General features: G+C 73.2%; 10 protein-coding genes. 5 read left to right on the top strand and 5 right to left on the bottom strand.

Features of this window, described 5'->3' with window-relative positions; genetic code table 11:
- Positions 1–34: 34 nt before the first annotated feature.
- Positions 35–2,539 (bottom strand): germacradienol/geosmin synthase, encoded by a 2,505-nt coding sequence (locus tag ACFU7Z_RS25510; RefSeq protein WP_380779888.1) that lies wholly within the window; start codon positions 2,537–2,539, stop codon positions 35–37.
- Positions 2,540–2,951: 412 nt separating this feature from the next.
- Here ACFU7Z_RS25510 and ACFU7Z_RS25505 point away from each other — a divergent pair, with 412 nt between their 5' ends.
- A complete protein-coding gene (locus ACFU7Z_RS25505) occupies positions 2,952–3,596 on the top strand; it encodes an HhH-GPD-type base excision DNA repair protein (protein WP_074001818.1) in 645 nt (214 codons plus the stop codon).
- Between the two features lie 108 nt (positions 3,597–3,704).
- On the opposite strand, the gene ACFU7Z_RS25500 is transcribed toward ACFU7Z_RS25505, so the two are convergent.
- Entirely contained in the window at positions 3,705–5,213 is a 1,509-nt protein-coding gene (locus ACFU7Z_RS25500; RefSeq protein WP_375876733.1) for an MFS transporter, read from the bottom strand.
- 129 nt (positions 5,214–5,342) lie between these two features.
- Here ACFU7Z_RS25500 and ACFU7Z_RS25495 point away from each other — a divergent pair, with 129 nt between their 5' ends.
- Positions 5,343–6,341: a helix-turn-helix transcriptional regulator gene (locus ACFU7Z_RS25495; protein WP_380779886.1), complete on the top strand. Its 999-nt coding sequence runs from the start codon at positions 5,343–5,345 to the stop codon at positions 6,339–6,341.
- Between the two features lie 23 nt (positions 6,342–6,364).
- Here the strand turns inward: ACFU7Z_RS25495 and ACFU7Z_RS25490 are convergent, their stop codons facing one another.
- Positions 6,365–7,261, bottom strand: a complete 897-nt coding sequence (locus tag ACFU7Z_RS25490) for a hypothetical protein (protein WP_380779883.1) — start codon at positions 7,259–7,261, stop codon at positions 6,365–6,367.
- 14 nt (positions 7,262–7,275) lie between these two features.
- Positions 7,276–7,794, bottom strand: a complete 519-nt coding sequence (locus ACFU7Z_RS25485) for a YbhB/YbcL family Raf kinase inhibitor-like protein (protein ID WP_049650163.1) — start codon at positions 7,792–7,794, stop codon at positions 7,276–7,278.
- 99 nt (positions 7,795–7,893) lie between these two features.
- On the opposite strand from ACFU7Z_RS25485, the gene ACFU7Z_RS25480 reads away from it, so the two are divergent.
- Positions 7,894–8,553: a rhomboid family intramembrane serine protease gene (locus ACFU7Z_RS25480; protein ID WP_380779881.1), complete on the top strand. Its 660-nt coding sequence runs from the start codon at positions 7,894–7,896 to the stop codon at positions 8,551–8,553.
- A gap of 115 nt (positions 8,554–8,668) precedes the next feature.
- The gene (locus ACFU7Z_RS25475) at positions 8,669–9,835 is read left to right on the top strand and encodes a hypothetical protein (RefSeq protein ID WP_380779879.1); all 1,167 of its coding nucleotides are present in this window, start codon (positions 8,669–8,671) and stop codon (positions 9,833–9,835) included.
- Positions 9,836–9,863: 28 nt separating this feature from the next.
- Here ACFU7Z_RS25475 and ACFU7Z_RS25470 read toward each other — a convergent pair whose 3' ends face one another.
- The gene (locus tag ACFU7Z_RS25470; protein ID WP_380779877.1) at positions 9,864–11,444 is read right to left on the bottom strand and encodes a helicase HerA-like domain-containing protein; all 1,581 of its coding nucleotides are present in this window, start codon (positions 11,442–11,444) and stop codon (positions 9,864–9,866) included.
- Positions 11,445–11,636: 192 nt separating this feature from the next.
- On the opposite strand from ACFU7Z_RS25470, the gene ACFU7Z_RS25465 reads away from it, so the two are divergent.
- Entirely contained in the window at positions 11,637–11,933 is a 297-nt protein-coding gene (locus tag ACFU7Z_RS25465) for a type II toxin-antitoxin system VapB family antitoxin (protein ID WP_030061387.1), read from the top strand.
- The last annotated feature ends 70 nt before the right edge of the window (positions 11,934–12,003 follow it).

Below are 12,003 nucleotides of genomic sequence, written 5' to 3'. Positions count from 1 at the left end.
GGGCTGGAACCCGCGCGGGTGCGGACCTCCGAGGTCAGCCGCCCGCCGACAGGCGCAGCGAGGCCGTGCCCAGGCCGGTCGGGCCGAGCGGCACCGGGGGCGCCGAGGGCACCGGCACGCTCGGAACCACCGGAGCGGTGCCCGCCACCGGAGCCTCGGCGGCCGCCGCCGTGGCCGCCCGACGGGCCTGCGAGGCCTCCACCAGGTCACGTTCGGCGCCGAAGTGCCGCTCCAGGTCGGCCGTGCCGTACCGGAGGCAGCCCCCGTGCCAGTTGAGGATGCCCGCGAGCCAGTTCTCCAGCTCCCCCACGTACCCGTCGAGCAGTTCCCTGGCCGCCTGCTCCAGCCCGAAGTCCTCGTACATGACCGGGAGTTCCTTCTGCGCGACGTGCTGGAACTGGCCCAGCCGCGAGTGCATCAGGTCGTCGACGATCCGGACCCCGGACGGGTAGTCGCAGCCGAAGAAGTTCTGCACCACCAGGACGGCGTTGTGCAGCTCGCCCTCGTACTCGACCTCCTTCTGGTACGAGAAGAGGTCGTTCATCATGCACGCGTAGTCCATCGCGGAGTTCTCCAGCGCGCGCATCGAGCCGTGGTCGTACACCTCCTGCGGCACGGTCTGCCCGTGGCCGAGGCGGGAGAGGCTCGTGGTGAGCTCGGAGCCGAAGGTGGAGCGGCGCATCTCCAGGTAGTCCACCGGGTCCGGGATCCGGTTCTGGATCTGGTTGGCCAGCTCCCAGATCCAGCTGTCCAGCATCACCTCGACGGCCACCCGGAACCGGCCCCTGGCCTCGACGGCCATCGGGCCGGCGGTGCGCTCCCAGATGTCGGCGAGGCCGCGCTCCAGCGCGTTGACGGGCTCCGGCGCCGGGGTGCCGTCCACCGGCATGAACAGGGACAGCCGCGCGTTGGCGGCCTTGGCGCCGCCCAGGTCGCGGGTGCGTCCGAAGGCCCGGGGGTAGTAGTCGTCGGCCCAGGTGCCCCAGGCCAACCAGGCGGAGGCGATGTCGAGTTGGTCGGCGGTGGCGTCCGGGTGGAGGCCGGCCGCGCAGAGCGGGAGGTCGTAGTCGCGCATCGACTCGGCGTCCCAGATGCCGGACGCGGGGACGCCCGGCTCCGCCGCCAGCAGCCCCATCCGCTCCGCCCACTCGATCACGCGCTCCCGGGCGCCGTCCAGGTGCGGGCTCAGCCGGAGCTCGTACGGCAGCTCGAACTCGGGCAGCAGGGACGGCCCGACGGCCTGGTGCGGCACGTGGCCGTGCGACCGCGCCCGCCGCACGGCCGGGCCCGCCGCACCCTCGGCCGCACCCGTCGGGCTCACCTCTGCCGGGCTCGCCTCCGCCGCGGCCACCGAAGCCACGGCCGCCGAAGCCCCGGCGGCCGTGCTGCGCAGGATGTCCAGCGCCGAGGTCCCGATGCCGCCGATCGCGTACTGGTCCCACCAGTTGCCGCCCCCGGGCCCACCCGGCAGCCCCGGCAGCCCACCGCCCGAACCGGGCGCCACCTCAGCGCCCGAGGCCGCCGAACCGGACGAACTCGCCGCCGCCCCACCGCCGTTCATGTACCGGCTGGAGCGCAGGTGCCACTCGTGCCCGCCGGACTGCCAGTCCTGGAGGCCCTTGACGTACGCCATCACCCGGGCACGGCCCGCCGGGTCCAGCCCGGTCTCCGCGAACAGCACCGGCAGTTCGGTGAACACGGTGTTCTCGAACTGCTGCAGCCGCGAGGTGAGCAGGTCGTTGACCGCCTCGGCGGCCTCCTGGGTGGAGCACTCCAGGAACCGCTCCAGCACCAGGATGCCGTTGCTCAGCTCGCCCTCGTCCTCCACCTCCCGCTGGTACGAGAAGATGTCGTTGCGCAGGTGCACCCCGTCGGAGAAGGCGTCCATCAGCACCCGCAGCGCCCGCGAACCCGACACCTCCTTCGGCACCTCGGCGCCGGCCGCGTACTCGACCAGCTGCGCGGACCAGGGCGCGCCGCCGACCTTGCGGCGCATCTCGATGTACTCGACCGGGTTGGCCACCCGGCCCTCGTTGATGTTGGCGAGCTCCCACAGCGACTCGTTGAGCAGGTTCCGGGTGCTCGCGGCGAAGCGGGTCCGCCAGTCCTCGCCCATCACCGGCACGGTGCGCCGCCACAGGTCGGCCAGTCCCGCCTCGACCGGGTTCTCCGGTTCCGGCAGCTCGGCGGCCGGGTCGGCCGGCATGAACAGCGGCAGCCGGTCGAGGTGGGCCTTGCCCGCCCCGCGGTCGTTGGTGCGCTTGTACATGTCGAGGAAGTGGTCGTCGAAGAAGAAGACCCACACGTACCAGTCGGTGACCAGGGACAGCGCCTCGGCGGAGGCGTCGGGGTGGGTGTACGCGCAGAGCAGTCCGTAGTCGTGGGCCTCCAGGTCGGCCTGGTCCCAGATCCCCGACCCCTCCAGCATCCCCATCTCCCGGGCCCAGCCGGTGGAGTGGGCCCGTGCCTCGTCCAGATGCGGGTTGAGGCGTGCCGGGTGCGGCACGTAGAAGGACGGCAGTTCGAACGGCTGGGTCACGGCGGGCGGGCCTTTCTGGACGTGTCGAATTGGACCAAGAATGACCCGCCGTCAGCTCGCCGCACCGTCACAACAGAAACAGTCATATGAAATGACTCGTTCCCCCCGTCCAGAACCACCCACCCGGCCGAGCGCCCTCCCCAACCCCCCACGCCCCCGCGCCCGCCGCCCCACGGACGCCGCACCGCCCCCGCCCCGGGACCCCCGGCGGATGCGACAGGCGCGGGCAAAAAATATCCCTCGCGCCCCCGCCGGCACCCCCGGCAACCGCTCCGCCAACGAACAATGCAGCTCTGGCAAGGCCTTGAACAGACAAGACTTCCCCGGCTACGGGCGTGTTGACCGCGTACGCCAACGCCGCTTCCACCAGACTGGGCGCCGACCCGACGTCAACTCCGAGGAGGGCAAGCCCATGAACGTCACCGTCCGGCTCGCACAGCAGCCCGAGGCCGACGAACTGCTCGGACGCAGCGCGCTCGCCGCACTCGTCGGCATGCTGCTGGACCAGCAGGTCCCGATGGAGTGGGCGTTCACCGGCCCGCTGACCATCGCCCAGCGCCTCGGCCACGACGACCTGGACGCCCACGAGATCGCCACCTACAACCCGGAGGAGTTCGTCGCGCTCCTCTCCGCCAAACCGGCGGTCCACCGCTACCCGGCCGCGATGGCCAAACGGGTGCAGCAGCTCTGCCAGTTCCTCGTCGCGCAGTACGACGGCGACGCGGCCGCGCTGTGGAAGAACGTCCGCACCGGCAAGGAGCTGCTCAGCCGGCTCAACGCCCTGCCCGGCTTCGGCAAGCAGAAGTCGCAGATCTTCCTGGCCCTGCTCGGCAAGCAGTACGGGGTACGGCCGGAGGGCTGGCGCGAGGCGGCCGGGGTGTACGGCGAGGAGGGCGCACACCGCTCGGTGGCCGACATCACCGGCCCCGAATCGCTCACCCTGGTGCGGGAGTTCAAGCAGGAGGTGAAGCGCGCCGCGAAGGAGGCCAAGGCCGCCGCCAAACCGCGCACCACCACCCGCACGTCCGCCGCCCCCACCCCGACCGGGGTGCGCTGAGCACCGGCTGACCCACCCGGCCGGCCGTACCGGGGCCGGCCCCGCCCAGAGCGCGACGCGGGCCCCGGCCGCGCCGCGCGACCGGGGCCCGTGAACGGGAGCGCTCCGTCAGGCCACGACGGGCGCCTGCTGCTCCGCGGTGGAACCGTCCGCGGAGCCACCCGCGCCCCCGGAACCGGCCACCGCCCCGAGCGCCTTGCGCCGCCGCGGCAGCGCGAACATCAGCAGGAAGACCGCGAGCAGCACCCCGGCGACCCACCACATCGCGTGCACGAAGGCCCCGCCGAACGCCGTCCCGACCGCCTCCGGCGCGACCACGTCGTCCATCGCCCCGAAGAAGGCCACCGACACCAGGCCGAGCCCGAGCGCGTTGCCCACCTGCTGCACGGTGTTGATCAGCCCGGACGCCGAACCGGCGTGCTCACGCGGCACCTCGGCCAGCACCGCGTCGGTGATCGGCGCGACGATCAGCCCCATCCCGAGGCCCATCACCACCAGCGGCAGCGCCATCTGCCAGGCGGTGATCGTCGTCCCGTACCGGTCCGCCTCCCAGATGTAGACGAGCACGCCCGCCGCCATCACCAGCGCGCCGGTCTGCAGCACCTTCCGCCCGAACCGCGGCACCAGCTTCTGCACCGACAGTCCGGCCGCCGTGGAGACCGCGATCGAGAACGGGATGCCGGTCGCGCCGGCCTTGAGCGGGCTCCAGCCCAGCCCGATCTGCATGTAGAGGGTCCAGACCAGGAAGTAGATGCCGAGTGCCACGCCGAAGGCCAGCTGCACGCAGATCCCGGCCGCGAAGGACTTCACCCGGAACAGCGCCAGCTCCACCAGGGGAGAGCCGTCCCGCCGCGTCTTGACCTTCTCGTACGCCACGAACAGCGCGAACACCGGCAGGCTCCCGGCCATCGACAGGTAGCCCCACAGCGGCCAGCCGGCCTCCCGGCCGTGCGTCAGCGGGTAGATCAGCATCAGCAGGCCGAGACTGGCCAGCGCCACGCCCACCAGGTCCAGCTTCAGCGCCTGGTCGGCCTTGGACTCGTCGATGAAGCGGCGGCCCAGCAGCAGTCCGGCGATGCCGACCGGCAGGTTGATCAGGAAGATCGGCCGCCAGGCCAGGCCGAACAGGTCCCACTCGGTGAGCAGCGCACCGATCATCGGACCGGAGACCGCGCCCAGCCCGACCACCGCGCCGAACAGGCCGAACACCTTGCCGCGCTCCTCCGCCGGGAAGGTCGCGTGGATGATCGACAGCACCTGCGGCACCATCAGCGCGGCCGTGCCGCCCTGGAGCACCCGGGTCGCGATCAGCATCTCCGGGCTGGAGGCCAGCCCGCACAGCGCCGAGGCCAGCGTGAAGCCGCCGATCCCGATCAGGAACACCCGCTTGCGGCCGTGGATGTCGCCCAGCCGGCCGCCGGTGATCAGCCCGATCGCGAAGGCCAGCGCGTAGCCCCCGGTGACCCACTGGACGGCGCTGAACGAGGCGCCGGTGTCCTGCTGGATGCTCGGGATGGCGATGTTGACGATGGTCACGTCCACCAGGTCCATGAAGGAGGCGACCATCACGATCGTCAGCGCGATCCACCTCCGGCGCTCCGCTGCCGCGGTGCCCATTCCGTACTCCTCTACCTTTTCCACGTCCACGACAGTAGCGGGCATCTAGGTCAGAATCTGTCCCAGTTGGTCCGGCATTCTGGACGGCACGAGCGACGGCACGAGCGAGCGAAGCATCGAGAGGCGCACATGAGCGACACCCCGGCCCGACTGTTGAACCTCCTCTCGCTGCTCCAGACCCCGCGCGAGTGGCCCGGCAGCGAGCTCGCCGAACGGCTCGGCGTCAGCCCCCGCACCATCCGGCGCGACATCGACCGGCTGCGCGAGCTCGGCTACCCGGTGCGGGCCAGCATGGGCGCGGAGGGCGGCTACCGGTTGGTCGCGGGCACCGCGATGCCCCCGCTGCTGCTGGACGACGAGGAGGCGGTGGCCATCGCGGTCGGGCTCCGGGCGGCGGCCGGGCACGCCGTGGTCGGCATCGAGGAGGCCTCGGTACGGGCGCTCGGCAAACTGCTCCAGGTGCTGCCGGGCCGGCTGCGGCACCAGGTCGGGACGCTCAACTCCGCGACCGTGCCGCTGCTCGCCGGGGACGGCCCGACCGTCGACCCGGAGGACCTCACCGTGCTCGCCCGCGCCGTCACCGCCCGGGAGCGGCTGCGCTTCGGCTACCGGGCGTACGACGGCGCCGAGACCAGTCGGCAGGTCGAGCCCGAGCGGCTGGTCTCGGTCGGCCGCCGCTGGTACCTGGTCGGCTACGACCTGGACCGCGCGGACTGGCGGCTGTTCCGGGTCGACCGGCTGAGCGGCCCGGCCGCCACCGGCGTCCGCTTCACGCCGCGCCCGCTCCCCGCCGAGGACGCCGCCGCGTACGTGGCGGGCAAGCTGCGCCGCCCGTCGCCGAGCGGCACCGTGGTCGCCACCGTGCACGCCCCCGCCGAGCGGGTCCGCGACAGCCTCCGGCCGGGCGACTCCGAGGTCGAGCCGATCGACGGGCACAGCTGCCGGCTCCGCTCCCGTTCCGACTCGCTGGAGTGGACGGCGATGCGGCTGCTGTCGCTGGACTGCCCCTTCGAGGTGCACGAGCCGCCGGCGCTGCGCGAGCACCTGCGCCGGCTCGCCGACCGCGCCCACCACGCGGCCGGCCCGGAGGCTCGGACCCCGGGCCCCGCCCTGAAAGCCGGCACCTGAGGCCGCGACCCGAGGGCCGGAACCTAGGCCTCGACCCTGAACCAGCCGTTGCCGGAGCGGAACCAGAGCACCCCGTCCCGGCCGTGCGCGCGCCCCCGGTCGAGGCCGCCGGGGACGCCGACCCGCTCGCGGCGCACCTCCCGCCAGCCCTTCCGGCTCTCCCGTTCGCACCGGATCAGCTCGCCGCCGGGCTGGAGGAACACGGCCCGGTCCCCGGCGATCGCGAAGCCCACCGGCTGGCGGGCCGGCAGCCGCATGACGACGGGCTCGCCGCCGTCCGGGTCGATCCCGGTGAGGTGGCTCCTGTCCCCGTACCAGGCCAGCCAGGCCCGCCGTCCCTCGGTGGCGGCGGCGAGGCCCTCCAGCGGCTGGTCGCCCAGCTGCCCGAAGTCCGGCTGCCAGACGATCCGTCCGGCGGTGTCCAGCCCGAGCAGGCCGTACTGGCCGAGCGGGTTGTCCCCGTAGTTGCCCTCGTCCCCGAAGGCGAGCCAGATCCGGCCGTCCCGGTCGGTGGTCAACGCCTGGACGTCGTCGCCGAGTTGCAGCTCCCGGGTCAGCCGTCCGTCCGGCCCGAAGACCTGGCCGTTGCGCTCCCAGCCGTCCGCCGACTCCTCGGCCCTGCCTCCGACCAGCAGCACCCGGCCGCCCGGCAGCAGCGCCAGGAAGTCCGGCGGGATCCCGACCCCGGTGAGCGGCACCCGCCACTCGCCCCGCGGGCCGCGCACCACCACCTCGCCGTCGAACGGCAGCCGGGCGCACGGCCACGAACCGGCCGGTGCCGCGTACCGCTCCGGCACCACCAGGACGGCCAGCTCCCCCTGCGGGCCGACCGTCCAGGTCAGGGCCCGGTGGCCGGCCCGGACGTCCTCCGCGGGCAGCCGCCAGACCTCGACCGGACGGTCGGACACCGGTATCGACATCGATCGGGCCCCGCTCAGACCCCGTACTCGGCGGTCAGCAGTGCCCGGCCCAGGGTGTGGAAGGTGAGGTTGAAGCCCACCTGGGCCGGCGGGGTGTCGGCGGCGACGTCCAGCTTCTCCACGTCCAGCGCGTGCACCGCGAAGACGTAGCGGTGCGGGGCGCCGGGCGGCGGGGCGGCGCCGTCGTACCGGTTGCCCGGGAAGTCGTTGCGGCCGTGGAAGGAGGCCTCGCCGGGCAGGCCGGCGTCCGAGGAGCCGGCGCCGCGCGGCAGGCCGGCGGTGTCGGCGGGCAGGTTCAGGGCGAGCCAGTGCCACCAGCCGGAGCCGGTCGGCGCGTCCGGGTCGTAGCAGGTGACCGCGATGCTCCGGGTGCCCTCCGGCAGGCCCGACCAGGCCAGCTGCGGCGAGAGGTTGCCGTCGGCGTGGACGAACTCCGGGCCCAGCGTGCCGCCTTCGGTGATGTCCTCGCTGCTCAGCGGGAAGGACGGCACCTGCGGAAGGAACTCGTACGGCAGCGGCGCGCGCTTGCTCATGGGCTGGTCACCTCTCACGGTCGGAATGACACAGGTCACTCTAAACGGCTCGCCGTAATCGGGTGCGTGTGCGATCCCGCCGCCCCTAGAGTCGACGGCATGGCCTCCAGAATGACCCGTCTGCTCTCCGACTCGCGCGACGCGCTGTTCACCATGATCGGCCTCCAGGCCGTCATCTGGTCCGTCCAGGTGGTCAACTGGCTGGACGACTACGGGCTGTCGCAGGAGTTCGGCCTGCGCTCGGAGCGGATCGGCGACCTGCCGGAGATCTTCACCTCGCCGTTCCTGCACTTCGGTTGGGACCACATCGCGGCCAATGCCTGGCCACTGTTCCTGCTCGGCTTCCTGTCCGCCTGCCGGGGCATGAAGAAGTTCCTGCTGGCCAGCCTGGTGATCACGATGTCCGACGGGCTGCTGGTCTGGCTGCTGGAGAGCCCGAACACCGTGACGGCCGGGGCGAGCGGCCTGGTCTACGGCTACCTCGGCTACGTGGTGCTGCGCGGCGTGCTGGACCGCAACGTGCTGGACGCGGCGGTCGGCATCGTCATCGCGGCGGTCTACTCGACCATCCTGATCGGCGTGCTGCCGGTCACCCCGGGCGTCAGCTGGCTGGGCCACCTGGGCGGACTGATCGGCGGGCTGGCCGCCGCCTTCCTGCTCCGCCGCCGGCTGGCCGAGCAGCGGGCCCCGAAGCCCGCCGCCGCCCCGGACAGCCCCGGATCCGCCCTGCTCAAGCAGCTGGACGACCTGGGCCTGTAGCCCCCGGCCCGGCGGCCGTCGGCCCGGTAGCCCACCCGGGCCATCAGGTATAGACCAATCCCACCCCTGCGGCTAGCGTGGACGGCTCACCCTCCCCCAGCTCCGGAGCCGCACCGTGGAGTCGTCCGTCCTCGCCTTCGCCACCGACCTGCTCGACGAGGGCGCCGACACCTTCTTCGGCAACCTCACCGACCGCGCCGGGGTCGGCGGCGTCACCCTCGCCTCCGTCTACCACGAGGCCCGCGACGTCTTCCCGCACAACCCCCGCCGGGTGGTCCGCTACCTGGAGCCGGGCGCGGCGTACTTCCGCCCCGACCCGGCCGCCTGGCGGGGCCGCCGGCTGGCCCCGGCGCCGTCCACCGCGATCGGCGACCGCGACCCCTTCGCCGAGGCCGGCGAGGAGGCCCGCCACCGCGGCCTGAAGCTGCACGCCTGGACGGTCTTCTGCCACAACGACCGGCTCGGCTTCGCCCACCCCGACTGCGCCCCGGCCAACGCCTTCGGCGACCGCCACCTCACCGAGCTCTGCCCGGCGAACCCGGAGGTCCGGGAGTACGCGCTGACCCTGGTGGCCGAGCTGGCCCGGTACGGCGTGGACGCGGTCCGCGCCGAGTCCCTGCACTTCCACGGGCTGCGCCACGGCTACCACCACGAGCGCTACTTCGAGGAGCTGGGCCCGACCGCCGAGGCCCTGCTCGGGGTCTGCTTCTGCCCGCACTGCCGCGCCGCCGCCACCGCCGCCGGGGTCCCGGCCGAGGAGGTGGCCGAGGCGGTCCGCGCCGAGCTGCGCCACCGGCTGGCCGACGAGTCCGCCGCCGCCCGGCCCGCCGACCTCAGCGCCCTCGCCGACGGCGCCCTCGCCGCCTACGTGGACGCCTCCGCCGCCACCGTCACCGCGCTGGCCGCCGACCTCTCCGAGCAGGCCCGCCGGCACGGCATGCGGCTGAGCTTCATGGACGGCGGCGGCCCGGGCACCGGCTGGCTGGCCGGCATCGACCTGCCCGCCCTCGCCGGAGCCGCCGACCAGATCGAGACCCTCGGCTACGCGAAGACCCCGGAGGCCGTCCGGGAGAAGCTCGCCGCCTTCGCCCTGCACGGCGTCCACCCGAAGTCCATGGCGGTGATCCTGCGCCCGATGTCCTCCGACTGCGACGGCCCGGAGAACCTCGCCGCCAAGATCGCCACCCTGCGCGAACTCGGCGTCCCCGAGGTCGAGTTCTACCACTACGGCCTGATGCGGCTGTCCTCCCTGGACCGGATCGGCGCCGCGCTCTCCGCGTGAGGCCAGCCGCCGGCCGCCCCGGAACCGGTCACCGCCGCCGCTTGGACGTCCCGAACAGGCTGCGCGAGATCTCCTGCCCGAGCTGCTTCCCGGCCGAGCGCGCGAAGGACTTGACGCTCGGGTTGTTCAGCAGCGACCCGAGCAGCCCGCCCACGCCCGCCTGCTCCCGTGCCTTCCCCTCCCGCTCCTCCCGCCGCGCCGCCGGCTCGGGAGGAGCCGACGCGGGAGGCCCGGCCGGCGCCGCCTCCGGCCGGGGGGCGCGCGCCGCCAGCTTCTCGTACGCCGACTCCCGGTCGATCGCGTCCCGGTAGCGCACCGTCAGCGGCGAGGCGTCCACCACCGCCCGCAGGTCCGCCACCTCGATCGGCCCCATCAGCGACTGCGGCGCCCGCAGCCTGGTCGCCGCGACCGGGGTCGGCGCGCCCTTCTCGGAGAGGACGGTGACCACGGCCTCGCCGGTGCCCAGCGAGGTCAGCACCGCGCCGAGGTCGTACGAGGAGCGCGGGAAGGTCGAGACGGTGGCCTTCAGCGCCTTGGCGTCGTCGGGGGTGAAGGCGCGCAGCGCGTGCTGCACCCGGTTGCCCAACTGCGCCAGCACGTCGGACGGGACGTCCCGCGGCGTCTGGGTCACGAAGAAGATGCCGACGCCCTTGGAGCGGATCAGCCGCACGGTCTGGGTGATCGCCTCCAGGAAGGCCTTGGAGGCGCCTTTGAACAGCAGGTGCGCCTCGTCGAAGAAGAACACCAGCTTGGGCTTGTCCGGGTCGCCCACCTCGGGCAGCTCCTGGTAGAGGTCGGCGAGCAGCCACATCAGGAAGGTGGAGAACAGCCGCGGCCGGTCCTGTACGGCGGGCAGTTCCAGCACCGAGACCACGCCCCGGCCGTCCGGAGCGGTCCGCAGCAGTTCGGCGGTGTCGAACTCGGGCTCGCCGAAGAACGCCCCGGCGCCCTCGTTCTCCAGCACGGTGAGCGCCCGCAGGATCACCCCGGCGGTGGCCGCCGAGAGCCCGCCGATGGTCCGCAGCTCCTCCTTGCCCTCGGGCGAGGCGAGGAAGGCGATCACCGCGGTGAGGTCCTTGAGGTCGTAGAGCTCCAGGCCCTTGGCGTCGGCGTAGTGGAACACCAGGGTGAGCGAGGACTCCTGGGTCTCGTTCAGGTCGAGCACCTTGGCCAGCAGCAGCGGCCCGAAGCTGGTGACGGTGGCCCGGATCGGGATGCCCGCGCCCTGCCCGCCGAGCGCGTAGAACTCGGCGGGGCAGCCGCGCGGCTCCCACTGCTGCCCGACCTCGGCGGCCCGGGCACCGGTCCGCTCGCTCGGCGTCCCGGGCGCGGCGACACCGGAGACGTCCCCCTTGATGTCGGCCAGGAACACCGGCACGCCCTGCGCGGAGAGCTGTTCGGCGATCAGCTGGAGGGTCTTGGTCTTGCCGGTGCCGGTGGCCCCGGCGACCAGCCCGTGCCGGTTGAGCACGCCCAGCGGGATGCGCACCTGGGCGTCCGGGTACGCGGTGCCGTCCAGCAGCACCGCGCCGAGGTCGAGGGCAGGGCCGGTGAAGGCGTACCCGGCGGCGATCTCCCGGACGGCCTGCGGGGTGAGGTCGGAGTCCATCGGTGAACACTCCTGAGCGGATCGGAACGCTTTGGAACGCTTCGGCATCGGCACGGAACCCGATCGGCACCGGGCGATGTTCGCGACATTTCCCATCAAACAGCGGCATTCGTCCATGCGCAGTTCACACCGGCGCGCGTGGCGGAGCCTCGGCTGCTGCGCCATCCGCCGTCCGAACGGTAGGCTTTCCGTGTGATCTTCAAGCGCATCGGCAATGGGCGGCCGTACCCGGATCACGGCCGGACGAGCACCCGCCAGTGGGCTGACGTCGCCCCGCGCCCGGTGCGACTCGACCAGCTGGTGACCACCAAGGGCCAACTCGACCTCGAAACCCTCCTGGCCGAGGACTCGACGTTCTACGGGGACCTCTTCGCCCACGTGGTGAAGTGGCACGGCGACCTCTACCTGGAGGACGGCCTGCACCGGGCCGTCCGGGCGGCGTTGCAGCAGCGCCAGGTGCTGCACGCCCGCGTCCTCGAAATGGAGTGACGGACCCCCGACCGGGCCGTCGGACCCCCACGGGCTTTCCGGACCGCCCCCTCGCCACCCGGCGGAGGGC

Source organism: Kitasatospora sp. NPDC057518 (genome assembly GCF_042802075.1).
GTDB lineage: Bacteria > Actinomycetota > Actinomycetes > Streptomycetales > Streptomycetaceae > Kitasatospora.
This window is presented reverse-complemented; position numbering and strand designations above follow the sequence as displayed.

Excerpts from the sequence above, each read along its gene's own strand:
- ACFU7Z_RS25470 (WP_380779877.1), bottom strand. The coding sequence starts at position 11,444 with ATGGACTCCGACCTCACCCCGCAGGCCGTCCGGGAGATCGCCGCCGGG.
- ACFU7Z_RS25500 (WP_375876733.1), bottom strand. The coding sequence starts at position 5,213 with ATGGGCACCGCGGCAGCGGAGCGCCGGAGGTGGATCGCGCTGACGATC.
- ACFU7Z_RS25480 (WP_380779881.1), top strand. The coding sequence starts at position 7,894 with ATGGCCTCCAGAATGACCCGTCTGCTCTCCGACTCGCGCGACGCGCTG.
- ACFU7Z_RS25490 (WP_380779883.1), bottom strand. The coding sequence starts at position 7,261 with ATGTCGATACCGGTGTCCGACCGTCCGGTCGAGGTCTGGCGGCTGCCC.
- ACFU7Z_RS25485 (WP_049650163.1), bottom strand. The coding sequence starts at position 7,794 with ATGAGCAAGCGCGCGCCGCTGCCGTACGAGTTCCTTCCGCAGGTGCCG.
- ACFU7Z_RS25505 (WP_074001818.1), top strand. The coding sequence starts at position 2,952 with ATGAACGTCACCGTCCGGCTCGCACAGCAGCCCGAGGCCGACGAACTG.
- ACFU7Z_RS25495 (WP_380779886.1), top strand. The coding sequence starts at position 5,343 with ATGAGCGACACCCCGGCCCGACTGTTGAACCTCCTCTCGCTGCTCCAG.